This is a genomic window from Nocardia carnea NBRC 14403 (assembly GCF_000308515.1).
Taxonomy (GTDB): domain Bacteria; phylum Actinomycetota; class Actinomycetes; order Mycobacteriales; family Mycobacteriaceae; genus Nocardia; species Nocardia carnea.
Genome location: NZ_BAFV01000036.1, coordinates 1 through 24,009, shown reverse-complemented (window position 1 = coordinate 24,009; position 24,009 = coordinate 1). Strand labels below are relative to the sequence as shown.

General features: G+C 67.9%; 22 protein-coding genes. 11 read left to right on the top strand and 11 right to left on the bottom strand.

The window, feature by feature from the left end:
- Positions 1 to 202: 202 nt before the first annotated feature.
- Complete coding sequence (locus ON22_RS12370; protein WP_033241104.1) at positions 203 to 526, bottom strand: branched-chain amino acid transporter permease; 324 nt, start codon at positions 524 to 526, stop codon at positions 203 to 205.
- Complete coding sequence (locus ON22_RS12365; protein WP_051157548.1) at positions 519 to 1,256, bottom strand: AzlC family ABC transporter permease; 738 nt, start codon at positions 1,254 to 1,256, stop codon at positions 519 to 521. Before ON22_RS12365 ends, ON22_RS12370 begins: the two co-directional genes overlap by 8 nt.
- Before the next feature lie 73 nt (positions 1,257 to 1,329).
- Here ON22_RS12365 and ON22_RS12360 point away from each other — a divergent pair, with 73 nt between their 5' ends.
- A complete protein-coding gene (locus tag ON22_RS12360; protein ID WP_033241103.1) occupies positions 1,330 to 1,776 on the top strand; it encodes an Lrp/AsnC family transcriptional regulator in 447 nt (148 codons plus the stop codon).
- A 16-nt stretch (positions 1,777 to 1,792) separates the two neighbouring features.
- On the opposite strand, the gene ON22_RS12355 is transcribed toward ON22_RS12360, so the two are convergent.
- From ON22_RS12355 to ON22_RS12345, 3 genes are all read right to left on the bottom strand, one after another.
- On the bottom strand, positions 1,793 to 2,869 hold the full coding sequence (locus ON22_RS12355; RefSeq protein ID WP_081595530.1) for a Gfo/Idh/MocA family protein: 1,077 nt from the start codon (positions 2,867 to 2,869) through the stop codon (positions 1,793 to 1,795).
- Positions 2,870 to 3,085: 216 nt separating this feature from the next.
- On the bottom strand, positions 3,086 to 4,354 hold the full coding sequence (locus tag ON22_RS12350; RefSeq protein ID WP_033242095.1) for a hydantoinase/carbamoylase family amidase: 1,269 nt from the start codon (positions 4,352 to 4,354) through the stop codon (positions 3,086 to 3,088).
- 12 nt (positions 4,355 to 4,366) lie between these two features.
- Positions 4,367 to 5,494 (bottom strand): diaminopropionate ammonia-lyase, encoded by a 1,128-nt coding sequence (locus tag ON22_RS12345; RefSeq protein ID WP_033241102.1) that lies wholly within the window; start codon positions 5,492 to 5,494, stop codon positions 4,367 to 4,369.
- A 146-nt stretch (positions 5,495 to 5,640) separates the two neighbouring features.
- Here ON22_RS12345 and ON22_RS12340 point away from each other — a divergent pair, with 146 nt between their 5' ends.
- Positions 5,641 to 6,414: a GntR family transcriptional regulator gene (locus ON22_RS12340; RefSeq protein WP_033241101.1), complete on the top strand. Its 774-nt coding sequence runs from the start codon at positions 5,641 to 5,643 to the stop codon at positions 6,412 to 6,414.
- A 39-nt stretch (positions 6,415 to 6,453) separates the two neighbouring features.
- On the opposite strand, the gene ON22_RS12335 is transcribed toward ON22_RS12340, so the two are convergent.
- From ON22_RS12335 to ON22_RS12325, 3 genes are read right to left on the bottom strand one after another with little or no spacing between them, the layout of a single operon-like run.
- Positions 6,454 to 7,878, bottom strand: coding sequence for a sodium:solute symporter family protein (locus tag ON22_RS12335; protein WP_051157547.1), 1,425 nt, complete (start codon positions 7,876 to 7,878; stop codon positions 6,454 to 6,456).
- Between the two features lie 18 nt (positions 7,879 to 7,896).
- Positions 7,897 to 9,063 (bottom strand): YgeY family selenium metabolism-linked hydrolase, encoded by a 1,167-nt coding sequence (locus tag ON22_RS12330; RefSeq protein ID WP_033242093.1) that lies wholly within the window; start codon positions 9,061 to 9,063, stop codon positions 7,897 to 7,899.
- Positions 9,064 to 9,106: 43 nt separating this feature from the next.
- Positions 9,107 to 10,696: an N-acyl-D-amino-acid deacylase family protein gene (locus ON22_RS12325; RefSeq protein ID WP_051157545.1), complete on the bottom strand. Its 1,590-nt coding sequence runs from the start codon at positions 10,694 to 10,696 to the stop codon at positions 9,107 to 9,109.
- Positions 10,697 to 10,834: 138 nt separating this feature from the next.
- Between ON22_RS12325 and ON22_RS38520 the strand changes: the two genes are divergently transcribed.
- Complete coding sequence (locus ON22_RS38520) at positions 10,835 to 11,242, top strand: ATP-binding protein (protein ID WP_373280858.1); 408 nt, start codon at positions 10,835 to 10,837, stop codon at positions 11,240 to 11,242.
- On the opposite strand, the gene ON22_RS12320 is transcribed toward ON22_RS38520, so the two are convergent.
- Entirely contained in the window at positions 11,234 to 12,151 is a 918-nt protein-coding gene (locus ON22_RS12320; RefSeq protein ID WP_033241100.1) for a phosphatidylinositol mannoside acyltransferase, read from the bottom strand. The two genes, ON22_RS38520 and ON22_RS12320, sit on opposite strands and share 9 nt — an antisense overlap.
- A 400-nt stretch (positions 12,152 to 12,551) precedes the next feature.
- Here ON22_RS12320 and ligA point away from each other — a divergent pair, with 400 nt between their 5' ends.
- A complete protein-coding gene (gene ligA, locus ON22_RS12315) occupies positions 12,552 to 14,543 on the top strand; it encodes an NAD-dependent DNA ligase LigA (RefSeq protein WP_033241099.1) in 1,992 nt (663 codons plus the stop codon).
- A gap of 111 nt (positions 14,544 to 14,654) precedes the next feature.
- Here ligA and bla read toward each other — a convergent pair whose 3' ends face one another.
- The gene (gene bla / locus ON22_RS12310; RefSeq protein ID WP_033241098.1) at positions 14,655 to 15,620 is read right to left on the bottom strand and encodes a class A beta-lactamase; all 966 of its coding nucleotides are present in this window, start codon (positions 15,618 to 15,620) and stop codon (positions 14,655 to 14,657) included.
- A 192-nt stretch (positions 15,621 to 15,812) separates the two neighbouring features.
- The gene (locus ON22_RS12305; protein WP_033242091.1) at positions 15,813 to 16,694 is read right to left on the bottom strand and encodes an LLM class flavin-dependent oxidoreductase; all 882 of its coding nucleotides are present in this window, start codon (positions 16,692 to 16,694) and stop codon (positions 15,813 to 15,815) included.
- A 185-nt stretch (positions 16,695 to 16,879) separates the two neighbouring features.
- On the opposite strand from ON22_RS12305, the gene ON22_RS34595 reads away from it, so the two are divergent.
- The 7 genes from ON22_RS34595 to ON22_RS12270 all read left to right on the top strand — a co-directional run bounded on the left by ON22_RS34595 (position 16,880) and on the right by ON22_RS12270 (position 23,676).
- Positions 16,880 to 17,917: a hypothetical protein gene (locus tag ON22_RS34595; RefSeq protein WP_051157544.1), complete on the top strand. Its 1,038-nt coding sequence runs from the start codon at positions 16,880 to 16,882 to the stop codon at positions 17,915 to 17,917.
- Positions 17,902 to 18,669 carry a hypothetical protein gene (locus tag ON22_RS12295; protein WP_231507889.1) on the top strand — a complete coding sequence of 256 codons (768 nt, stop codon included), beginning with the start codon at positions 17,902 to 17,904 and terminating at the stop codon, positions 18,667 to 18,669. Before ON22_RS34595 ends, ON22_RS12295 begins: the two co-directional genes overlap by 16 nt.
- Positions 18,670 to 18,680: 11 nt before the next feature.
- Positions 18,681 to 19,157, top strand: a complete 477-nt coding sequence (locus tag ON22_RS12290) for a hypothetical protein (RefSeq protein WP_197039594.1) — start codon at positions 18,681 to 18,683, stop codon at positions 19,155 to 19,157.
- A 9-nt stretch (positions 19,158 to 19,166) separates the two neighbouring features.
- Positions 19,167 to 20,894: an asparagine synthetase B family protein gene (locus ON22_RS12285; protein ID WP_033241096.1), complete on the top strand. Its 1,728-nt coding sequence runs from the start codon at positions 19,167 to 19,169 to the stop codon at positions 20,892 to 20,894.
- 49 nt (positions 20,895 to 20,943) lie between these two features.
- Positions 20,944 to 21,699, top strand: coding sequence for a hypothetical protein (locus tag ON22_RS12280; protein WP_033241095.1), 756 nt, complete (start codon positions 20,944 to 20,946; stop codon positions 21,697 to 21,699).
- 345 nt (positions 21,700 to 22,044) lie between these two features.
- Positions 22,045 to 22,815, top strand: a complete 771-nt coding sequence (locus ON22_RS12275; RefSeq protein WP_033241094.1) for an SDR family NAD(P)-dependent oxidoreductase — start codon at positions 22,045 to 22,047, stop codon at positions 22,813 to 22,815.
- Positions 22,816 to 22,839: 24 nt separating this feature from the next.
- Positions 22,840 to 23,676, top strand: coding sequence for an enoyl-CoA hydratase/isomerase family protein (locus tag ON22_RS12270; RefSeq protein ID WP_231507888.1), 837 nt, complete (start codon positions 22,840 to 22,842; stop codon positions 23,674 to 23,676).
- The last annotated feature ends 333 nt before the right edge of the window (positions 23,677 to 24,009 follow it).

Below are 24,009 nucleotides of genomic sequence, written 5' to 3'. Positions count from 1 at the left end.
GCCCTCGAGTCGCCGCCGCAACCACAGTCGCCCACGCCCCGCTTCGCCAGACACCGTCCGATACGGCGTGCTGGTCGGATTCGACGGGACTCGGAGCGAACAGTCGGAATCCTCCCTCGCGCGACGCGGCGGTGCGGGCGGCCAGCCGGGGAGGTCACCGGCCCGGTAGTGCGAACATCGAAGCATCGCCGCGACGGTTACATCAGGTGTGGACCAGGACGGTCGTCAGTGCGACGTGGACGGCGGTGCCCGTCAGGATGCTGAGGACGGCATTGTGGCGCCACAGGTGCAGGGCGAGGGTGACGGCGAGGGCAGGACCGGTGATCCACAGTTGCGTGGGCGCGATATCGCGCAGGGTGTACGCGGCGAGGATGACCATGACGCCGACCGGCATATGGCGGCCGAGATAGTCGACGATACGGCTGGCGCGCAGCGGGGCGAGTACCGCGAACGGCAGGGCGCGCAGCGACCAGGTGATCACCGAGCACAGTGCCGTGGCGGCGATCAGATAACCGATATCAGGCATCGGCGGTCTCCTTCTCGGTGAGGGCCCGGCGCACGAGCAGGGCGGACAGGAACAGCCCCAGCGCGACCGGCAACATCTGCCCGGGCAGCAGAACCCGGGCGATCAGTGCGCAGAGCAACGCGAGCACCGGGACCGGAATATCCCGATCGGCGCGGTAGCCGTCCACGGCCAGCACGACGAACAATGCGGTCAAAGCGAAATCGAGGCCCTCGAGCTGCACCGGTACCAGCGCCGCGCCCGCGGCACCGACGGTGGCCCCGGCCACCCAATACCCCTGGCACAGGACTTGCAGCCACAGGATGCGCCGGCCACTCCACCGTTGGGCGGCCGGGCCGGTGGTGAGTGCGTAGGCCTCATCGGTGAGCGCGAAGGTCGCATACCCTTTGCCCCACCGGCCACGGATCCGGTGCAGCGGGAACGACAGTGCGTAGAAGACGTGGCGGAAGTTGACCAGGAACGCGGCCAGCGCCACCTGTGCCAACGGTGTGGCGGCGGTGACCAGCCCGATCAGCAGGAATTCGAGCGATCCGGCGTAGACGACCCCGGCGAATACCGGGGCCCACCACCAGGCCAGCTGGCTGTGCACCACCAGCACCCCGAGCGCGAGACCGAGCGGAAACAGCGCGAGACCGACCGAGCTGGTATCGGCCAGTGCCGCCCGCAGGTCCGATCGCGGCGTGACCGGAGCCGGGGTGCCGGATATCGCTGTCGGTGCCGAAGTGCTGCTCACCAGGTCATTTTATGTTTCTTGCGGCGTAATATGGTTTCCTGATCTGACCGGAAACAAGCACTGTGAGACATATATGCATCTGGATTCGGTGGATAGAGATATTTTGTTTCACCTCCGCAAGGACGGCCGTCTCACGAACGTCGAGCTGGCCAAGAGGGTGGGCCTGACCCCGCCCCCGTGCCTGCGCCGGGTGAAACGGCTCGAGGAAGCCGGCGTGATCAGCGGTTACTGCGCACAGATCGATCCGGCGGCGCTGGCCCGCGGGTTCGAGGTGGTCGTCGCGGTGGAGATCAGCATCAACGATCTGCAGACGGTCGAGGAATTCGAGACCGCCATCGCCTCCTACGACGAGGTGGTGGAGTTCCATCGCCTGTTCGGCCGGCCCGATTACTTCGTCCGGGTCGCGGTCACCGATCAGGAAGTCTTCGAGACCTTTCTGACCGGCAAGCTGATGGGTCTGCGTGCCGTGGCCCGGGTGGATTCCCACTTGATCATGAAGAAGATCAAAACCGACGACTGATCCCGGGCACGCGCCGTCACGGGGCCCGGTGGGCGGCTCCGGCCAGCAGATCCGGCATCGGAATCGGGCGCGAATTCTCGCGCAATGAACGAGCACCGGCGACACCGACCAGTGACGCGGCAACCGCGGGCAGTACGGGGACGAGGGGCGGTCGGCCGTCTTCGACGCACGCACGCAGCCCTTCGAGGATCCGCACCGTACCTTCCGCCTTCGACTCCGCTCGTGTCCCGTCGGGAAGGATCAGCGGCGCGGGCTCACGCTCCTCGTCGCGCACGTTTCCACCGGGATCGGTCCACGAGTCCTTGCGCACACGCACCGACCACGCGCGCTCGCCGGGCGCCCGCACCGATTCGGCGAGCCCCTCGCTCCCGCGCGCCGAGAACCAGCTCCAATGACTGTCCGGCTCGCCCTGCAGGAAACCGTGCCGGGTGATCGCGAGCCCACCGTCGTCGAGTCGCACCAGCATCACCACGGCGGCGCGCGGATCTGCGCTGTCGACCGGGTAGGCCGCCACCTCGGTGGGCAGCGCACCGGTGAGTGCGAGCACGGGCGAGAGCGTATGGGTGCAATACGCTGTCGGCTCGATCCGGCCACGCCAGTGCTCCGGATCGCCGATCAGCGACGCGACCGCGTCCGGCGCCATACCGTGCAGGTAGTCCGCCTCGATCAGGTTCACCCGCCCGATTTCCCCCGCTTCCACAATGGTGCGTACCAGCTGGATGTGCGGATGGAACACGTAGTTCTCGGCGAACGAATAGGTGGCCGCGGAACGTCTTTCCGCTGCGAGCAGTGCCCGCGCCTGCTGTTCGTCCACACAGGCCGCGGATTCGGAAAGCACGTGGACGCCCGCCTCGAGAAATGCGATGGCCAGGGGCGCGTGCTCGTCGAAATCGTTGGCGAGCACCACCGCATCGAGCCGCTCCTCCAGCAGGGCGGTCCATTCGTCGACCAGCGTCGCGTCCGGCAGCAGCTCCCGCGCTTCGGCCCGCCGTCCGGGGTCACGGTCGCACGCGGCCACCACTTCCATACCGAGCCGGCGACACCACGTAGCCAGAAACAAGCCCATTCCCAAACCCACAACACCCACGCGCATGGCCGAATCCTCGGTCGCCCGGGCGGCCTCGTCAACCGAATAACAGGAGCCTCATCGCGATCACTACCCCGACCGGCTTCGGTCCGGACAGAGCCGACTGCCCCTGGCGCGTACTGAACTGCGCTGGACTGGTTCCGATCCCGGGAGTAGGGCCGGATCAGGCAAAGATCATGTGACCGGGAACGGGCACACCAGCGACCGCCGGCCCGGACGCATTCAGTGCGAGGCGACTCCTGCCAATTCGAACACCGCATGCAGCAGAACGTCGATACCGTCCGCGCAGGCTTCCGGAGTGGAGTATTCCCGCGGGTTGTGGCTGATCCCGTCGTACAGGCCGGGCACGAAGATCATGCCGGCGGGGCACAGGGCGGCGATCTCGCCCGCATCGTGCCCGGCGCCGGAAGTGATCGGCGCACTGCTCATCCCGAGATTCGCCGCATGTTTTTCGACCAGGTCCCGCATCTGTTCCGCGAACACCACCGGCGGGGTCTCGGCCGTGGTGCGAGCGGTGATCGTGACCCCCGCGGCCTGCTCCACTTCGGCGATGTAGGCCGCGAGATCGGTTTGTGCGCGTTTCATGGCACCGCCGTCGGGATTGCGCAGGTCGATCGTGATCAGCGTACTCTCGGGGACGATATTGATCAGGTTCGGATAGTTGACCTGCCGCCCCACTGTGGCCAGCATCGCACCGTATTCGCCCGATTCGACCATCTCGTTGAGCCGCACGGTGATCAGCGCGGCGGCCAGGCCGGCATTGCGGCGCAGATGGTGTGGTGTCGCGCCGGCGTGCGCGGCCCGCCCGGTGATCTGGAGTTCGAGCCAGGTGATCGCCTGGACTCCCTGCACTACTCCGATACGAGTGTCCCCCGCCGCCAGGATCGGTCCCTGTTCGATATGGCATTCCAGGTAGGCGAACGGCGCCCGGATCGGCACGGCGACCTCGCCGACCAGCCCGTGCCGGTCGAGTTCGGCGCCGACACTCACACCGTCGGGATCGGTCCGCTGCCGTGCGCCGGCCAGGTCGATGCGGCCCGCGGCGACCGCGCTGCCGAGCATATCGGTGCCGAACCGCACCCCTTCTTCCTCGGTGAACACGGCGACCTCGATCGGCCGTTCGGTGGCGATACCATGATCGTTCAAGGTGCGGACTACCTCGAGTCCGCCGAGGACACCGAGGCATCCGTCGAACCGCCCGGCCGTGGCAACGGTGTCGATATGTGATCCGACCATCACCGGCGCAAGGGTGTTGTCGTGACCGTCGCGGCGGGCGTATATATTGCCGATCCGATCGGTTGTCACCGTGAGCCCGGCGGCACGCATCCATCCGGTGACCAGTTGCCGCCCGGCCACATCGGCGTCGGTCAAGGCCAGCCGGCGCACTCCGTGCAGGCCGGTGTCCTCGTCGGAATATGCTCCTACGTCACCCAATTCGCCGAGTGATCGCCACAGCCGGTCGGCGTCGACCCGGATATCGGATGTAGTCATGAATTCCTCCACTCACGCGCCGGCGAGCGCGGCGCCGGTGACACGGTTGAAGTTGGCGATATCGGTGGCGCCTTCGGTGGAGAAGATCAGGATGTGATCCTCGGGCCCCAACTCCAGTTCGCCGGCGTGGGTGAGCAATCCGGCCAGCCCGGCGGCCCCGCTCTCACCGGATACGACTCCGTCGGTGTACATCAGCCGCATCGCGTCTTCGGCGGCGGTGTCGGTGACCGTGGCGAAAATATCGTAGCCGCCGGATACATCCGGCCAGGCGATCACCGACGGTGTGCCACAGTTGAGTCCGGCCATGATCGACCGCTGCGGGCCGGGAATGGTGATGATGCCACCGGCCTCGATACTGGCGGTGACACAGTCGGCGTCGAGGGGTTCCACACCGAGCAGCCGGGTGCCCGCACTGTCGCGGAATCCGCGCGCGACCGCGGCACCGAAAGCGCCCACTCCGATCTGCGCGACCACCACGGTCGGCCGGGGCATGCCGCCGGCGGCGATCTCGTCCAGGATTTCGCCGATCATCGTGGAGTATCCGTCGATCACCCAGGAGGGCGGGTCGGTGTATCCCTCCCAGGAGGTGTCGGAGACGACGAGCGAATCGGTGCCGGCGAGTTCGGCACTGCGGCGGATGGCGTCGTCGTAGCCGCCGGGCACCACTTCCACCCGGGCGCCTTCGCCCGCGATGGCGTCGATCCGTTCCTGCACCATATCTTCGGGCACCAGGATATGGGCCGAGAGCCCGAGCAGCGCGGCCATCCGGGCCACCGCACGACCGTGGTTGCCGTCGGTGGCCGAGACCAGTCGTAGTCCCGGCGCCTTCGCGCCGAGTTCGGTTTTCAGCTCGGTGAGCCCGATACCGCTGTCGGCGGGGTGGCCGAGGTACGCGAGCAGGGTCCGGTAGGTGGCCCAGGAGGCGCCGAGGATTTTGAACGACGGCATACCCATCCGGGCCGATTCGTCCTTCGCGTGCACCGAGCCGGCGCCGAGGCGGGCGGCGGCCGCGGGGAGCGCGGCGAGCGGAGTGGGGCGGTAGCCCGGCATCGACCGGTGGAATGCCCGGCTACCGTCGACCAGCGGACGCACGGTGTCCTTGGCTACCAATGGGTTCCGCACCAGTCGCGGTTCTGACATCACGTTCCTCCCGGGCTGAAGATGACCGATTCAGAATAGAAATTTGTATGACAACTGTCAAGTGACTTAAGCCAAATCGCCCTGCTAAGCTGCGCAGGCGTCCCCGCACGTATGTCCGACCGCCGCACAGTGAAAGGGCTCCCGCGATGGCCACCAGCGCCCCTGCCGAATCGGCGGGCCTCGGCGACGACATCTCCCGGATCCGATCCCGGCGCCAGCTGCACACGGAGATCCGCGAAGCCATCCTCAACGAGTTCATCCTGTCCGGGAAACTGGCGGCCGGTGCCCGGCTGCCGTCGGAAAGCGAACTCTCCCGGCTGTTCGGCGCCTCCCGGGTGACGATCCGCGCCGCCCTGCAGAGCCTCAAGGACCAGGGCTACATCCGGATCGTGCGCGGGTCGGGTTCGATCGTGCTGCCGCGACCGGAATCGATCAGCTCGGGTATCGACCGGCTCTCGTCCTTCGATACCTTCGCCCAGCAGTCCGGTAAGAAAATCCGCACCGCCGACCTGGAATTCACCCGGATCGACCGGGACGACGATCCGCTGGCCGAGGTTTTCGAACCGGGCCCGGTCACCGTCGTGAGCCGCACCAAGACCATCGACGCGCGTAAGGTCGCGCTCATCGTCGACTATGTCCCGGAATCGGTGCTACCGCTGGATACGATGCGGCGCCGATTCGACGGTTCGGTCCTGGATCTGCTGCTCACCGACGGTGTGGCGGAATACTCCGACTGCACCCTGATCCCGGTGGTGGCGACCGGCGAACTGCGCGACCGGTTGGGTTGTAAGGACGGCAGCCCGCTACTGCAACTCAGCGAACTCACCCGCGATTCGGTGGGCGCCGTCGTCAACCGCAGCGAGGCCTGGCTGTCGCCGGAGACGTTCCGTTTCCAGCTGCGGCGCCGCCGCGAAAGCTGACGGCGCCCCGCCGCCCGATCGGGCGGCGGGGCGATTCCGCTACGGAGCCACGGGCACCGGCTGCTTTTCGGCCTCCGGTCCGTAGGCGTCCGGGACCAGCTTGCCGCGGCGCGCGTCGACCATATGGATCACCAGGAACGAGGTGAGACCGCACAGGCTGCCGAAGATGATGGCCGCGACGGCGAACGGTTCACCGGCCACCTCCCAGACGAACCCGCTTACGGTGCCGACAATGATGGAGACGACACCGGCCAACCGGCTGGTCTTCTTCAGCAGTAGCGCGAAGATGAAAGCAGAGAACGGCCCGGCCGACCGCATCGTGAACGCGAACACCAGCAGCGGAATGATGGCCTGGCTCCACAGCGAGATCAGCGTGGCGAGCACACCCACCACCAGTACGCCGATCCGGCTGTACTTCAGCTCGTTGTCGTCGGTGACCTTACCGCCGAGCTTGGGCAGCAGATCCTTGATGAAAATCGTCGAAGAGCCGAGCATATTGCCGCTGGCGCTGGACAACGTCGCCGAAACCACGGCGCTCAGCAGCAGACCGGCGATCACCGCGGGCAGCAGCCCCACGGAGACCGTGGCCAGCGCATTGTTCGGGTCGATATCGGGGTAGACAGCCAGCGCGATCAATCCGAGCACCGCGGGGATGAACGCGTACACCGACATCAATATGCCGCACAGCACCGAGCCGAGAACCGCCGTGCGGGGTGTGCGGGCGGAGTAGTACCGCTGTACCGCTTCCTGACCGGTGGAGAAGGTCATGAAGTAGAGGACGACCAGGCCGATGATGGTCGGCCACCCGATCTTGGTGAAGCCGAGCTGCCCCTCCGGGAGGTTGGCGACAACGTTGTCCCAGCCGCCCGCGTTGTGCAGGGCGAACGGAATGGCCACGGCGAATCCGCCGACGATCAGGAAGAACTGGACGAAATCGGTGAGCGTGACGCTCCACATCCCGCCGATCCAGGTGTAGAAGATGACCGCGACCCCGGTGAACGCGATCGACCAGGTCAGGCTGATACCGCCCAGGGTGGAGACGATGGTCGCCGTCGCGGTGATCTGCACCGCCGTCAGCGCCACCAGCGCGACGCTGCCGAGTATCGCCGACATCGTCTGCGCGGCAGGCCCGTAGCGCCGGCCGATCACCTCGGGCACGGTGACCGCCATCGTCCGGCGCATTGCCGGAGCCACGAACGACACCAGCAGAATGCCTATCCCGGCGGCGACCACGTACCACCCGGCCGAAAGTCCCCAATCACCGTAGGCTTTGCTGGCCACACCGACCGAACTACCGCCGCCGATCTCGGTGGCGGCCAGGGTTCCGGCCATCATGAACACGCCCAGCCGCCGCCCGGCGAGGTGATAGTCGGTACTGTCCTTGATCCGGGTCCGTGCGTACAGGCCGATACCGACCATGATGGCCAGATAGACCACCATGATGGTGATAACGGTCGCGTTCATGTGTCGATCCTTCGATATTCAGAGCTGCTCGGGCGCAGACTGTCCGATTTCCGCGGCGAGCAAGGCCTGCAGCAGCACGGCATAGCCGTGGGCACCCAGGTACAGGTCGTCGAGGGCGATACATTCGTCGGTGGTGTGGGCCCGGCCGGGGTCGCCGGGACCGAAACCGAGCGTGGGAATTCCGTGCCGGCCCGCACTGGCCGACCCGTTGGTGCAGAACTGGTAGTAACCGGGGCGGGCGTCCATACCGGCCGCCTCGAATCCCTGGATCACCTGCGCAGCAGGCCATTCCGTGGCCGGTACACACCACGCCGGAGCGAAGGATTCGGTGCGCACATCGACGCCGGTCCAGGTGGTGAAACTACTGCGGGCGAGTTCGACAGCCACCCGGCCCCCGGCCTTGCGGGCTATCCCCTCCCCCAGCGCGCGTAGCGGCTCGAGCACATCGGCCGCGGATTCGCCGAGTACCGTGCGCCGGTCGTAGGTCGCGACGCAACGGTCGGGGAGCACCGAAACATTCGGATACGGTTCGGATTTGAGATTGGTCAACGCGATCATGGCCGGCCCGAGGTCCGGGTGCTGCGGAAACTCCAGATCGCGGACGGCGGTGATCATATCGGCCATCACCTCGGCGGCGTTCACTCCGGCCGCCGGGTAGGCCGAATGACTCGACCGCCCGATCACCTCGATATTCACCTCGGCCCGGCCGCGCTGGCCGAGCATCAGCCGATTCGCGGACGGCTCACCGATCACGACCACATCGGGCCGCACCTGCTCGAGCACCCGGCTCAGCGCGGGACCCTCGACCAGCTCTTCGCATACGGTTCCCGCGACGACGATGGTGCCGCGCAGACCTGCCGGCAACGCCGCTGCACCGTAAACGGCCGCCGCCAGAGCGCTTTTCATATCGACCGTGCCGCGGCCGTACACCACTCCGTCGGCCACTTCACCCCAGGGACTGCGCGACCACCGGTCCGGGTCGGTCACTTCCACCGTGTCCAGGTGACAGTCCACGAGCACCACCGGACCCGCACCCAACCGCAGCGTGCCGATCACATTGCCCCAGTCGTCGGTGGTGACCCCGAAGCCCAGTGCGACGAGTTCCTCGGACAGCACCCGGACCGCGGGTTGTTCCTCGGTGGCCGGGCTACGTGCCGCGACGAGCCGCAACAAAAAGTCCCGCAAGCCGTCTCGGTCGATCCTCTGGTCCGCTACCTCGGCGCCCATCTCAGTTGTCCCCCCGTGGGCTGCCGCCGGTAACGGCTCCGGGCCGCCGGCCGGTATGTTCGCCGGACCGCCAGACCGTTTCGCCCCCGACGGTGACCAGTTCGACGCCCGGCGGGGTGGTGTGCGGTTCGGCGTAGGTCGCGGTGTCCACATACCGCTGCGGATCGATCAGCACCAGATCCGCGCGCCGGCCCTCGGCGACCGCGCCGCGGTCCTCGAGCCCGAGCAGCCGGGCCGGGCCGGCCGCCAGCCGGGTCACCGCTTCGGGAATCGTGATCAGCTTGTCTCGCAATGCGAAGCGGCCCAGCACTTTCGGCGCTGTCCCGTAGAGCCGCGGGTGCGGATGCGGATTGAACACCCCGTCGGAACCGACCAGTGCACCCGAGCGAACGAAGATTTCGCGTACGACTTCCTCGGCGGAGTAGTGGTCGATCATGGCCGCGTCCAAGGCGGTATCGACGAGCAGGTCCAGAACCGCGAACGCCGGGTCGGTTCCGGTTTCTCCGGCGATCTGCGCGACCGTTTTGCTGACCGCCGCCTCGCGGGGCGCACCGGCCTGGGTGACCACGATGTTCTCCGGCCCGCACGCGCCGAACAGGTTCTCCCATCCGGGCAGCCCCCGGTGCATATCCCGGCCCATCCGTTCCCGTTCCGCGGTATCGCGGACCCGTTCGAGTGTCGCGGCCGGACCACCGTCGAAGGCGTACGGCGGCAGCAGCGCGCTCAACAGGGTGCTACCGGCCCCGTAGGGGTACTGGTCGAAGGTGAGCCGGATCCGGTCCTGCGCCGAACTCAGCAGGTCGATGAGGTCGGACAGCAGTTCGGGGACACCGACGAGCTTCACATGCGAGACGTGCAGTGGCGCGCCGGTGTGTTCGCAGACGCGGACGAACTCGGCGATCGAATCCAGCACCCCCGCGGCCTCGTTGCGGACATGCGGTACCAGCGGAACATCGAATCGGGCGGCGGCTTCGGCGATACCGATGAGCTCCGCGGTATCGGCGTACAGGCCGGGCGCGTAGATCATGCCGAACGAGACCGCCCGGCAGCCCGCCGCCAGCGATTCCTCGACGAGGTCTTTCATCGCCGCCATCTCGCGGGCGTCGGGCCGGCGGTCGGCATTGCCCATCACCGCTTCGCGGACCGCGCTGTGCGGAACGCAGGCCACCATATTGGCGGCGGGCCGGGCCTGTTGCAGCGCGTCCAGGTATTCACCCATGCTCCGCCAGGTCCACGGGGCGGAGGTGCTGGGTTCCAGGCCCCGCAAGTAGCTGCGCCGGCTCGTCAGGGTCGCGTCGGTGATCGGTGCGGGGCCGAGGCCGTCGGGACAGATCAGTTCTGTGGTGAACCCCTGCGCAATCTTCGGCGTGAGCAGCGGATCGTCGAACGGGCGCAGGGCGGAGTGTGCGTGCAGGTCGACGAATCCCGGCAGCAGGAGCCGGCCGGTGCCGTCGATGCGCTCACCAGCGGATTCCACCGGAAGCCGCGGCCCCACCGCGACGATACGTCCCCCTTCGACGGCGACGTCGGCGGTCCGGACACCTGTTTCGTCGACAACCTCGGCATCGGTGATCAGCAGGGCCGCTTCCACAGTTCCTCCAATTTGTATGACAACTGACATGAGTTCTAACACAAGGCGTGACTCTGGGGAAGAGTTCCGCAGAATGAAGAAACATGATGGTTACGTGTCCGGGCTCGGACTCCGGAGACAACGACGAGGGGCGCAATCGTGTCGGACAGCGGCTCAGGGCCGGACAGCGGAACCTCTCCTACGCCATCTCCGGTGCTGATCGTGGTAAGTGGGCCACCGGGCAGCGGTAAGACCACACTCGCACACGCGATAGCCCAGCGACTCGGGCGTCATGATGCGGGCCGGTGTCACTGTGGTTGCCGAAGCCGCCTTCCAACGGCGACTCTGGGTGCCGAACCTGGTAGCCCTGTCTCCGGTAGCCGATATCCGGGTCGTTCACTGCACAGCATCGACATCGGAAATCCGGGACCGAATCATCCGCCGGGCCGAGATGAACCCGCACCGGCGGGCACGCGATCGCCCGGTTCGCGGTCGCGCCGAGCTGACAGAAGCTGCGCAGCCCTCCGGTCGCCGGCGTTCGGTAACCGGAAACAACGATCAGCGTGAGCGCGTGCGCCGGGCCTCGATGCGAGCGAGTTGCTCGGCGGTGAAGTCGGCTGTCCAGACCCGTTGCAGCATATGCCAATCGGCGGGGTGCGCCGCGATACCGGCGGCGAACCTGTCGGCCAGCCGCTGTGTCGTCGGCACGATGCCACCGGTGGTGTCGATGGGAGCGCCGATATCGAACCCCCAGCCCCCGGGAGTGAACCAGCAGTGCACCGGCAGCAGGGGTGCACCGGTCTCGATGGCCAGCTTGGCCGGGCCTGCGGGCATGGTGGCGGGTTCACCGAAGAAGTCGACCGGCACGCCCGCACCGGACAGGTCGCGTTCGCCCAGCAGGCCCACTATGCGGCCTGCCCGGAGCCGCGCGGCCAACTGCTCGAACGGCGGCGTCTCCACACCGGTGAGCGGAATGATCTCGAAACCCAGGCTCTCGCGGAATCGGACGAAACGCTGGAACAACGATTCCGGTGCCAGCCGCTCGGCCACCACGGTCGGCGTGCCCAGCCGGCGCACCACCCACACCCCGGCCAGGTCCCAATTCCCGCTGTGCGGCAGCGCGAGCACCACGCCACCGCCACGCGCGAATGCATCACGTATGTGCTCGACACCGGTTGCCGAGGACTCGATCGTCTCGGCCAGCCGCACCGGATCCATCGAGGGCAGCCGGAACGCCTCGCACCAGTACCTGGCGTAGGAACGCAGACTCTCCCGCACGAGGTCGTCGGGCACTTCCGCCGGGGTGGTGCCGAGCACGCGGGCCAGGTTGCGGCGCAACTGTTCCGGCCCGCCACCACGGGCCGCCCGATCGGCCCCGATCCGGAACAGTCCCGCGGCCCACCGCTGCGGCAGCAACCGCACCAGCCGCCAGGCCGTCGCGTATCCGAGGTCCGCGGCGCGAGCTCCCGCGTTCACCCGGGGACCCCGCGGTGGCGGTGGGCGGTATTGCGCCGATCTGTCATTCTCGATACCTCGACTCGAGCCTCCGGTGGACCGATCCCCGAAATGAACCGTGAGGACACGCGTAGCCGCGTGCGCTGCGCGAACGCCTCGATCCTACGCAGCGGCCGGCGTGGGACCCCGAACCGGCGCGCCACTCGGCGTTGCCGGTGGAACCGCGAACGCGGACATCTTCGTGCCGCGGTCCCGACAGCGCTGGATCGCATCCGGGGCGAAGCGGAGTCCCGACCGGCGATCATCGGAAGGGGCATCCGCACCGGCCGCGCACCGCAACGTCCTCGGCCGCGCTCCGGCCCCGATTGCACAGTGGTGTCGCCACGCCGGATGTCGGTGGTCCTCGGTAGCGTCGGTACCTGTGGAAACAGGGGAACGTATCCAAGAGCTGGCCGACCGCATCGTGGTCCTGCGCGATGCCTACTACCAGGGCTCGCCGCTGGTCGCGGACGCCGAGTACGACACGATCGAGGACGAGCTGCGCGGCCTGATCGAAACACATCCCGAGCTCGCGCCCGACCCGAACCCGCTGGAACAGGTCGGCGCACCCGCGGTGCTGCACGCCCCGGTCCGGCATTCGCGTCCGATGCTTTCGCTCGAGAAGGCGACCACACCCGATCAGGTCGCGGCATTCTTCGATCGCTTCCCCGGCCGGGACGTGGTGGTGATGCCGAAACTCGACGGCCTGTCCTTGGCCCTGGTCTACGAAGACGGGCAGTTCCTCCGGGCCGTCACCAGGGGCGACGGCACCACTGGCGACGACGTCACCGTCCTTGTGCGCGCGCTCGTCGACGGCGTCCCGGCACGGATCGACGTCCCGGGGCGGGTGGAGGTGCGCGGCGAGGCGGTGATGCTGCGCTCGACATTCCTCGCCTACAACACCGGCCACCCGGACAAACCGCTGATCAATCCCCGTAACGCCGCGGCGGGAACGCTGCGGGCCAAAGACCCGGCCACCGTCGCCGAGCGGCGCCTGCAATTCTTCGGTTTCGACCTCGACGCCCCCGCCGGCGGCGCCGCGGACGATCTGGAGCAGGGCCTGCGGGCGCTGGGGATCGCGGGTGCACAGATGCGGGTCTGCACCGGCGCGGAGCAGGCCCAGGCGGCGATCACCGCGATCGAACAGGGCCGCAACGACCTCGACTACGATATCGACGGAGCAGTGCTGCGGCTGGCCGACCGCGGCGCCTACGCCGCCGCCGGCACCCGATCCGCCAGCCCGCGCGGCGCGCTGGCGTTCAAATTCGCCGCCGAGGAGAAGACCACACTGCTCAACGAGGTGGTCTGGGATGTCGGCAAAACAGGCAAGATCGTCCCGGTGGCCTGGCTGGAACCGGTCTTCGTGGGCGGCACCACTGTCACGAAAGCGACGCTGGCCAATCAGGAAGTGATCCGCGCCCGCGATATCAAGGTCGGCGATACCGTGCTGGTACGCCGGGCAGGCGATGTGATCCCGTTCGTGGCAGGGGTACTCGACGCCGCGAAACGTACGGGCGAGGAACGCGAGATCGTGCCACCGACCGCCTGCCCGTCCTGCGGGCAGGCGGTGATCGAACAGGGCAACAGCCGGGAACTGTTCTGCACCAACGTCGCGTGTCCCGCGCAGACCGTGCGCAGGCTGATCCACTGGGCGTCGCGTGCGGCAGCCGATATCGATGCGTTCGGGCAGGTGTGGATCGAGCGTCTCGCCGAGGCCGGCATCCTGGAGCGCCCGTCGGACTTCTACGCGCTCACCAAGGAGCGCCTGCTCGAGTTCGACCGTATCGGCGAGGTCTCGGCCGCGCGCATGATCGATTCGGTCGACGCGAGCCGCGCGGTCGGGTTGCGCCGCGCGCTGATCGGGCTGGCCATCCCGATGGCCTCCGACGGTACGGCAGCTCGCCTGGCCCGGGCCGGCTTCCGCTCGTTGGAGGAGGTCGCCGACGCGGGCGAGGAGCGACTCGTGGCGGTGGAGGATATCGGGCCGAAGGTCGCCGCCTCGCTGGTCGAACACCTCACCCGCCTGCGGCCGGAACTAGAACGCCTGCGGCAGGCCGGCGTCTCTCTGGATGTACGGGAAGAGGATCTTCCGCCGGTCGTCGAGGCCGGCGCTCCCCTGGCCGGTAAAACGGTGGTGATCACCGGCGCCCTCAGCGACCCCCGTTCCGGGGAGAAGGTGGCCCGGCCGACGTTCCAGCGCCTGTGCGAGAAGGCGGGTGCGACAGCCGCCTCCTCGGTATCGGCCAATACGGACCTGCTCATCACCGGTGCCGGAGTCGGCGACAGCAAATTGGCCAAGGCGGAGAAACTCGGTGTCGATATCGTCGACCAGGGTGAGATCTGGAACCTCCTGATCGATGCCAAGCTGATCTAGGGGTCCACGGTGTCGGGGCGCGGCGGTCCCCGACACGGTCCTGGGAGTCTTTGTCCGCGCACATATGGTCTACGCGGACTCCCGGGGAGCGTCCGGCCGCCGCCGCTGTGCTCAGCCGGGTTCGCCGGCTCCGAGTTCCGACAGGGCGATTCGTGTGGCGGCGGCCAGCAGGGCGCCATCGGGTTCGGCGTCCTGCTCGGGTTTGGTGCTGAGCACGGCGATGACGAGCGGAGCCCGGCCCGGCGGCCAGGCGACGGCCACATCGAGTGCGGAGCCGTAGGCGGGGGTTCCGGTTTTGTGCCCGACTGTCCAGTCGGCGGGCAGGCCGGCGCGGATGCGGTCGGCACCCGAGGTGGTGGCGACCAGCCAGGACCGCAATTGCTCGCGCTCGGGTTCGGGAAGCCGGTCCCCGACGACGAGGGCCCGGTAGCCGGCCGCCAGCGCGGCCGGTGTGGTGGTATCGCGTTCATCGCCCGGAATCGCGGTGTTCAGTTCGGTTTCCCAGCGGTCCAGCCGGGAGGTGCTGTCACCGAGAGACCGCAGGAAGGCGGTGAATCCGGCGGGCCCGTCGAGAAGTTTCAGGATCTGGTTACCGGCGGTGTTGTCGGAGACCGTGATCGCCGCATGGCACAGATCGGCAACCGTCATACCGGTATCGACATGCTGCTCGGTCACCGGTGAGTATTCGACGAGTTCGTGGCGCGGATAGTGGATCACCTGGTCGAAGAACCCCGACGACAACCGATGCCGGTCCAGGAGGCCACCACAGGCCAACCCCTTGAACGTGGACGCCATCGGGAACCGCTCATCCATCCGATGACCGACACTGCGACCGGTGCCGGTGTCGAGTGCGAAGACCCCGAGCCGCGCACCGTGGGTCGTTTCCAGGTCCGTGAAGGCCGCGGTGCCGGTGGCCGGGGCGGCAACGCTCGTCGATCCGGACGCGGCCGTACCGTTGGTCGACCCGGGCTCGGAGCCACAGGCAACAGTGAACGAGAGTGCGGATACCGCCAGCGCGGCGGCCAGAAACCGTAGCCGGTTTCGCGGGGCGGGCTGGTCGGGAACTGAGAAAGTCACCGCTGCAGAAGATCACCGAACCTCCAGTCACGGCAAATATGCCGGCCCGGCATTTACCAGTCGGGATGAATATCGCCGCAGGTCGACTACCTGGCCGATACCGGGCACAACATCAGCCGGACCGGCACCCTGCGGTGGTTACGCAACCGATCACGGCGGATTGTCGGCCGCGGCGGCACGTCCCGTTCGGATTCAGCGGGCGGCGATGAGATCCAGGGTTGCGTCGAGGACGGCGCGGTCGGCGGAGCCGGGGACCAGGATGAACTCGTCGAGTCCGGCCGCTTCCGCCGCGTCCAGCGTCCGGTGCAGCGCGTCGGTGTCGTAGGTCTTCATGGCCGCCGCGGCCGCCGTGGCATTGCCGGAACCGAGAAAGTCCAGATATTCCGCGGTGAAGCTGTGCAGGATCGGCTCGGCGTCGGGAATCCCCAGGGTGTAGAAGCAGCCGCTGACCAGCCGAGGCGTTGTGCGGTCCGCGTCGGTCCAGGCGCGGCGGGCGGCCTCGGCGGACCACGCGATCTCCCCCGGCACCCCGCCCACACTGAAGGACACCACCCCGTCGGCCCATTGCGCGGCGCGGGCCAGAGATTTGGGGCCGAGGGCCCCGGCGAGCACGGGCGGGCCCCCGGGCTGGACGCACGGCGGGCCGACGGGATCGGCACCGTCGAACGGCGGCTCGCCCGCCCACAGCGACCGTAGTTCGGCAACCGCCCGGTCGAGCCGTTCGTGGCGGCGTTCGGAATCGGCCCCGAGGCTGCGGTAGTCGCCACCCCGCCCGCCGACGCCGACACCGAGGGTGAAGCGGCCTTCGGACAGCACATCGATCGTCGCCGCCTGTTTGGCCACCAGCGGTACCGGATGAGCAGGCAGCACAGAAAGGTTCGCGAATATGCGCACTCGTTCGGTCACCGCGGCCGCGGCCGCCATCGTCGTCCACATTTCGGGATTGTGGTAGGTCATCCGTTCCCCGCACGAGATACTGGAGACCGGCCCCTCGTCGGCGAGACGCGACCATTCGACGGTGGCCGCCCGGTCATAGCCTCGGCACATGGTGGGCAGTGCGATCCCGATATCCATCGCCCCAGCATCGGGCACCGCCCCCGGCCTTCGCAAGAACACGTTCCGGCCCGGCACGATGACCAGGGCCATATCGGTCACCAGGTGTTCGCATTTCCGTGCTAAATGTTGAAGAGCGGTCATTCAGACCTGCCGCGAGAATGAGGCACGACCTGCTGGTGCGTGCGCCGGAGGGAGGGCGGACCATGATCTGTCCGCATTGCAGTGGGAGTCTGCTGCGCCGGGAACGCACCGATCACCGGTGCTCCAAATGCGAGCGGGAGTTCGCCCTCGACCCCAAAGCGGAGCCGCTGGACCTGCACGATCTGCGGTTACGGTCGCTGACCGAACGGCTGTCGGCCGGTCGCGGCCTGTCTGCCACCGTGACGCAGCTCTGGTATGCGGCAGCGCGGCGGCGATTGCCCGACCTGGACCGGTACATCGGCGGTACAGCGGGGACCTGGGGGATCCTCACTGTCCTGGCCACCTACATCCTGTGCCTGCTCAGTGGTATCCAGGGGTGGAGCGGTCCTTTCGTGTTCTGGAAAGTGCTTCTGTCCGGCGTGGTTGTCCTGGCGGCGGGACTGGCGGTGATCTATATCTGCCGGCCGTTGTTCCGGCGGCGCACCCGGATCGAGATGCCGTTGACCGCGTACGGGTTCCGGACGGATGTGATCGGCCGCTGGGTCAGCGTCTACGGCGAATTCCCGCCGGGCATCCTCGACGAGCAGCAGGTTCCGATTCCGGTGGTCGAACGGCCCCGGGTCGCCCTGATCTGTGATGATCCGAGTGTGCGGGCATGCCTGGCGGCCAATGGAATCCCGCAGGCCTACGATATGGCCCTTGCCGACCGGATCGAGAACGCCCCGCCCGGCGTCCCGGTGTTGTTGCTGCACGACGCGAGCCTGCAAGGATTCGCCACCGCCAAAGCGGCCCGGCTGTCCCTCGGTGACCGTGTGCGGATCCTGGGTCTCGCTCCGCGTGCGGTGCTGGACAACGAATCCGCCATCCGGTTGCGCGAACGACCACCGGCCGGCAACCGGCTCTCTTTTCTGCACTCCGTAGGGCTCACTCAGCGGGAAATCGATTGGCTCGCGGACGGATGGTGGTCACCGATCGCGGCGATCCCACCGGCGCGACTCATCGCGGTCGTGACCCGCGCCGCCGAGAAACTCGAGGACGAAACCGATGCCGAACGGCGCACGGCGCGGCGGACCGGATTCTTGACATGGCCGGCGGCGTGATGGCCGGTCCGCTGGACCGCCTCGTACGTATCGCCGCCGTACGGGCCGCGGCGCCGAACGGACTGCTGTTCACCGAACGGCAGCTGTACTACGAGGTGTGCCGCACGATTCTGCCGGTGCACCGGTTACCCCGCCGGCCCGCGTTCACGGTGCCACCGGTGGTGCCGTATCGCGCTTTCCTGGCGGCACTGGACCAAATCGGCGAGGTACCCGGACTACTCGGCCCGCCCCCGGCCCCGCCGGCCACCGTAGGCGCGCACACACCGGAACCGGATCTCTTCGACTACGGCCTGCCGCGACTGCTGGTCTGCCGTTCCACGGCGGTCGCGGCCATGTTGCGTGCCAACGGGATACCGATGGAATCGGCGTGCCCGGTGGTGAGCGCCGCGGAACTACCGCTCGATCCGGGGATTACGGCAATGCTCGCCCGCGCGCACGGCACCGTCTATGTCCTGCACGACGCGACCCCGGCAGATCTCGCCTTCCCGGACCGGTTGCCCACCCTGACCGATATCCCCGACGGCGTCGATATCGTGCCGATCGGACTGCGCCCTGCGCAGACCGCACCACTGCACCTGACGCGCAGCGCACCCCTCGGCCGGGGCCGCGCCGTCGAGGTGGAGTCGGTGAATCCCGCGGTACTGCTGCGCAGTGTGCACCGGCTGGTCCGCGATGTGCACCGGCCCGGTAGCGCACTGATCGAAATCCGCCGGGCCCGGCGGGCCGGCTTTCTCACCTGGCCCGCCTCATGAAGGAGCCGAGTTTGCGCAACGAGATCACCTACACCGACGAGCTACTGGCCGACCGGACGGTGCACCGCAGGTATTCCGACGGCCGCCAGGAATGGCGCACCCGCGGACCGGACGGGCTGGTGTCGTGGCGCGACGACAGCGGCGCCACCGGCACCGACGAGCCGCTGGGCCGGCACCTCATCAAACGCACCTACGGCGACGGCCGGGTCGTCTACGGACGCGAGGCAGGTTACGGCCGAACCCTCTGGGGTGACGGCACACTGACCGCCAATCGCTCCTCGTTCGGCGGCCGGCTCGGCGGTATCCTCGCCGCCGCGGCGGGGGCGGTGCTGGTGGGCAGCCTCATCGCGCCGCCGGAGTCGCTTTCCCCCGAGCAGGAAGAAGAACTGCGCCTGGCCGCCGAAGAGGATCCGGCCGGAGCCACGGACAGCACGGGCGAATACGGCGAATGGGGCGGCGATGCCGATTCCGACGGCGATTTCGGCTGAGGAGCAGCAGTGAGCCGATGGTGCGCCTTCCTGACAGAGCACGACCCGGCCGCGCAGGTGCGCGCGGCCGGTGGCGACCCGGTTTCGGTATCGGGGCACAGCGCCTTCGGGCTGCTGCACGACGAACCGGGCCGGGCCGCGGGCCCCTTCACCTGGGGTGATCTCACAGCAACAGGCGAGGTCACGCTGTTCAACGCCGCGGAACTGCGTAAACGTCTGGGCCCGGACGCCCCACCACCCGATTGCGCCGACGGGCTACTGCTGCTGGCCTGTTACGCACGTTTCGGCACAGCAGGTCTGACCACGGCCGACGGGATGTTCGCCCTCGCGATCTCCGAGGGCACCGAACTGGTGCTGATCCGCGACCACGTCGGCGCCCGCACCCTGTTCCATGCCCGCGCCCGCGGCCACTGGGCGGCGGCGACCTCGCTACAGGCCCTGCGACGCTGGCCCGAACTCGACACCGGACTGCATCTGCCCGCAGTCCGCTCGTTCCTTACGTTCGCCTACCTGCCGGGATCGGAAACCCTACTGCGCGGAATCCACGAGGTGCTGCCGGGCCGATGCCTGCGGCTGCGGCTCGACGGTTCGGTCGATGAGCAGATCTTCTGGGAACCCGCGGAACACACCGAGGACAGACCCGCCCAGGAACACGCACAGCGGTTGCGTGAACTCCTCGAAAGCGCGACCGCGCGGCGTCTACCGGCCGGCGAACCGGTCGCGGTCCTGCTGTCCGGCGGTATCGACAGCAGTCTGGTCACCGCGCTGGCCACGAAACTGCACGAGCATCCGGTGCGGTCGTATTCGATCGGTTTCGACGGCACCACCCCGAACGAGCTGGCCTATTCGGGTCTGGTCGCCACGCACTGCCACACCGATCACCGGGTTCTCACCGTGCCCGGATCCGCAGTCGCCGACCGGCTCGCGCATACCGTCTCCCTGCTGGACTGCCCGGTCGGTGATCCGCTGACCGTGCCGAACCTGCTGCTCGCCGAAGCCGCCGCGGCCGACGGTGCCACCACCATCCTCAACGGTGAGGGCGGGGATCCGGTATTCGGCGGCCCGAAGAACCTGCCGATGCTGATCTTCGAACTGTTCCGCGACGATCCCGCCCCGCAGGCGCGCGCCCGCGCCTATCTCGACAGCTACCGCAAATGCCACGGCGACCTGCCCGTCCTGCTCACGCCCGCGGTCCTCGCCGAATTATCGGACGCACCACCACTGACCGACCTACTGTCCCCGTATCTGCGGCAGGGACGGATGACCGGCTTGCTCAATCAACTCCTGCACACCAACCTGCGTACCAAAGGCGCGCACCACATCCTCACCAAAGTGGAGCGGCTCACCGCTGCCAGCGGAGTGGAGGGGCGCGCCCCGCTGTTCGACCGTGCGGTCATCGACTATTCGTTTCGGATCCCGGCGAACCTGAAACTCGCCGGGACCACGGAGAAATGGATTCTGAAGGAAGCCGTCCGCGATCTGCTGCCCGCGACCATCGTCGACCGGCCGAAAAGCGGGATGCGGGTTCCGGTGCAGCAGTGGCTCACCGGCCCGCTCGCCGATCTGGGCAACGATCTGCTCTTCGGTCCCAGCGCACGGGCCCGCGATCTGTTCCGCGCCGATACCCTGCGCGCGTGGTTGCGCGGTGACGGCTCCCTGCTCCCGCGGCACGGCGGCAAGCTCTGGCTGATTCTGACTCTCGAGCTGTGGTTACGCTCTTTCGAGGTGGGCCCCTGAGATCTGCTGCGCCGTTTTGTCAGTGTCCGAAACCAGGAGTCCCCCAACGATGTCCGCACCGCACGATCCCACCCCGCTCAAACAGCAGGCCGACGACGACAACGAGATCCACGATATCGCCACCTTCCGGGATGCGGGCCGTAATTCCGTCACCCCGGTCGCGCAGTTCCCGGAGCCCGTCGCGCTGGCTGTGGTGAACGCCTTCGCCGATATCGTGACCCGCGCAAAGCAGAGCGCGGCGGCTACGACCCCGGATTCCGACGGCATCGTCCGCTCCCAGACTTTCGAGGAGGGCGATGTGTACATGATCGAGAAACCGTTCGACGGTTTCTTCGCCGACCGCTACATCATGGATTTCTACGATGTCGTCGAACGCGATATCTGCTCCCGGATGCACCTGCACACCGGACTGCGATTCGTGCGGATGATGACCGGCCCCGGCACCCGCATCCGGGTCGGCAGCCTCTCCCCCTTCGCCATCACCGACGTTCCCGGTGTAACACCGTTCCGCCCGGCCACCTTCGAAGACGATCTCCCCGACACCCCCACCGGTGTGCACCGCCTCCGATACAACCTGATCGTGCCGCCGTGCTCATTCGTGGATATGCAGATTCCGCGCGGGGTCAGCCACCAGTTCAACGCGATCGGCCCGCACGCGGTGATCGATTCGGTGCACCCGGAAGAATCCCTCGAGGTCTTCCGCGAGCAGATGTCGGGCTACAAGATGATGGCCCAGACCGTCTTCCTCGCCGACGAACTCCCCGCCGCCGCGACCTGCACCGATACCGTCACCACCGATCAGTGAACCCTGCCGGTCCGGAAACGGGTGACGACCGGTCCGACACCGCAGCCGCCCGGCGACGATACCGGCAAGAAAACCGTTCGCCGGCTCGTCCGGCGGGGGCGTCGGCGGACGAACCGGGCAGCGCAGTCGGCCGCCACTACGCGACGCGATCGAGGTTACGCCCGGCCCGGCGCTACGCGAAGTCCGCGAGGCAGCCGGTCGACCGGCCCGACTCTGGCCGGTGCGGTCCGTCGCCAGCGCTCCGATGACGAAGTCCCACCCGTGCGGCTTCCCGTACTGATACAACTGACTGCGGCTGTAGTCAGTGGCGGGCGGTACCGCCCGCAGAGCGAGAGGGTGGCCGGAGTGGACAAGGACTCGTACCAGAAGCTGTTCGACCTGAGCGGCCGGACCGCGATCATCACGGGTGGAACCCGCGGTATCGGGCTGGCGCTGGCCGAGGGCTTCGCCTGCGCGGGCGCGAATATCGTGGTGGCCAGCCGTAAACCGGAGGCCTGCGACAAGGCCGCGTCCCGGCTACGGGAACTCGGCGCGGAAGCCATCGGAGTCCCGACCCATCTCGGTGAGGTGAGCGCGCTGCACGACCTCGTGGAGACCACAGCGCAGACCTTCGGTGGTGTCGATATCGTCGTCAACAATGCCGCCAATGCGCTCGCGCAACCCCTGGGCAGTATGCAGCCGGAGGCGGTCGACAAATCGTTCGGCGTCAACGTGCAGGGCCCGCTGTTCCTGATCCAGGCTGCGCTGCCGTATCTGCGGGCCAGCGAACACGCCGCCGTGCTCAACTTCGGTTCCGTCGCGGCAATGCAGTTCGCGCCCGCACTTTCGATGTACGCGGCGGGCAAAGCCGCGCTGCTGTCGTTCACCCGCTCCATGGCCGCCGAATTCGCCGCCGACGGTATCCGCGTCAACGCCCTGGCGCCCGGGGCGGTCGATACCGATATGGTCCGCAAGAACCCGCCCGAGTTCATCGAGGCCATGGCCGGCGGATCCCTTCTGGGCCGCCTCGCCGAACCCGACGAGATGGTCGGGACGGCACTGCTGCTGTGCTCCGACGCAGGCAGTTTCATCACCGGCCAGACCTTCCTGGTCGACGGCGGCACCGTCGCCCGCTGAGCCGCTTCCGGAAAGGCCCGAACCGTGTCCCAGCTCGTCACCGAATACCTGCCCTCCGGCGTTGCCGTCCTGACAATCGACCGCCCGCACCGACGTAACGCGCTAGACAACCAGACTGTCGCGGAATTGCACACCGTGTTGGATGAAGTGAACGGAAAGCCGGACGTCCGCGCCGTCGTCATCACCGGCGCGGGCGCCGGTTTCTCGGCCGGCGCCGACCTCAAAGCGCGGCCCGAAGACTTCACCGCCACGGATGCCGGCCCCACCGCCGCCCTGCTGGGTTCGGTCCACTCCCCGGTGGCCCGGATCTACGCCGCCCAAGAACTGATGGCCTCGGCGTTCGAGAAAATCCACCGACTCCGCCAGCCCGTGATCGCCGCCGTGAACGGCGCCGCGGTCGGCGGCGGATTCGCCCTGGCACTCGCGTGCGATATCCGGTTCGCAAGCCCTGACGCGAGTTTCGGCGCCGTTTTCATTCGGCACGGCATCTCGGCCTGCGATATGGGCACCAGCTATCACCTCCCACGCCTGGTCGGTGCGTCCCGTTCGGCCGAACTCCTGCTCACCGGCCGCATATTCGACGCCCACGAAGCCGAGCGCATGGGCCTCGTACTCGAAGTGACCGGCACCGACGACCTCCTCGACCGCGCGGTCGCCAAGGCCGAGGAAATCGCCTGCCACTCGCCACTCGCGGTCTGGATGACAAAAGAAACGATGTGGCAGACCGTGGACTCCCCGAGCCTCCGGCACGCCCTCGATATCGAGAACCGCACCCAGGTGATGTGCAGCGCCACCGGCGAACTCGACGCCTCCTTCGCCGCATTCCGCGAAGGCACCGACACCAGGTGGGGTCCCCTGTAAGTTCCCCGTTCCGGCAATACTCAGCGGCCCGTCGACAGTGCTCGACGGGCCGCCCTTCGCTACCTCCCTCCGACAGAACCATCCATGGCTGCCACGGTCGTCAGGCCGAACCATCCCGCGGTTGGGTACGCACTTCCGGCGGGGGCACCGGCTGGTAGTTCGCTACCGGAGGCTCGCTCGCAGGCTGGTCACCCGAAGCTCCGTCCCCGGTGGGGTCGGGCTCGCCGGTAGGAGAATCACCTTCCGCGGGCGGTTCGCCCTCCGCGGGCGGCTCACCTTCAGCGGGCGGCTCACCTTCAGCAGGAGGCTCGCCCTCAGCGGGCGGCTCACCTT

What these genes read in the sequence shown, in the direction of transcription:
- ON22_RS34595 (WP_051157544.1), top strand. Translation starts at nt 16,880, where the DNA reads ATGATCTGTCCGCATTGCAGTGGGAGTCTGCTGCGCCGGGAACGCACC.
- ON22_RS12335 (WP_051157547.1), bottom strand. Translation starts at nt 7,878, where the DNA reads ATGAACGCGACCGTTATCACCATCATGGTGGTCTATCTGGCCATCATG.
- ON22_RS12305 (WP_033242091.1), bottom strand. Translation starts at nt 16,694, where the DNA reads ATGGATATCGGGATCGCACTGCCCACCATGTGCCGAGGCTATGACCGG.
- ON22_RS12355 (WP_081595530.1), bottom strand. Translation starts at nt 2,869, where the DNA reads ATGCGCGTGGGTGTTGTGGGTTTGGGAATGGGCTTGTTTCTGGCTACG.
- ON22_RS12370 (WP_033241104.1), bottom strand. Translation starts at nt 526, where the DNA reads ATGCCTGATATCGGTTATCTGATCGCCGCCACGGCACTGTGCTCGGTG.
- ON22_RS12280 (WP_033241095.1), top strand. Translation starts at nt 20,944, where the DNA reads ATGTCCGCACCGCACGATCCCACCCCGCTCAAACAGCAGGCCGACGAC.
- ON22_RS12295 (WP_231507889.1), top strand. Translation starts at nt 17,902, where the DNA reads ATGGCCGGCGGCGTGATGGCCGGTCCGCTGGACCGCCTCGTACGTATC.
- ON22_RS12345 (WP_033241102.1), bottom strand. Translation starts at nt 5,494, where the DNA reads ATGTCAGAACCGCGACTGGTGCGGAACCCATTGGTAGCCAAGGACACC.
- ON22_RS12360 (WP_033241103.1), top strand. Translation starts at nt 1,330, where the DNA reads ATGCATCTGGATTCGGTGGATAGAGATATTTTGTTTCACCTCCGCAAG.
- ON22_RS12340 (WP_033241101.1), top strand. Translation starts at nt 5,641, where the DNA reads ATGGCCACCAGCGCCCCTGCCGAATCGGCGGGCCTCGGCGACGACATC.
- ON22_RS12350 (WP_033242095.1), bottom strand. Translation starts at nt 4,354, where the DNA reads ATGACTACATCCGATATCCGGGTCGACGCCGACCGGCTGTGGCGATCA.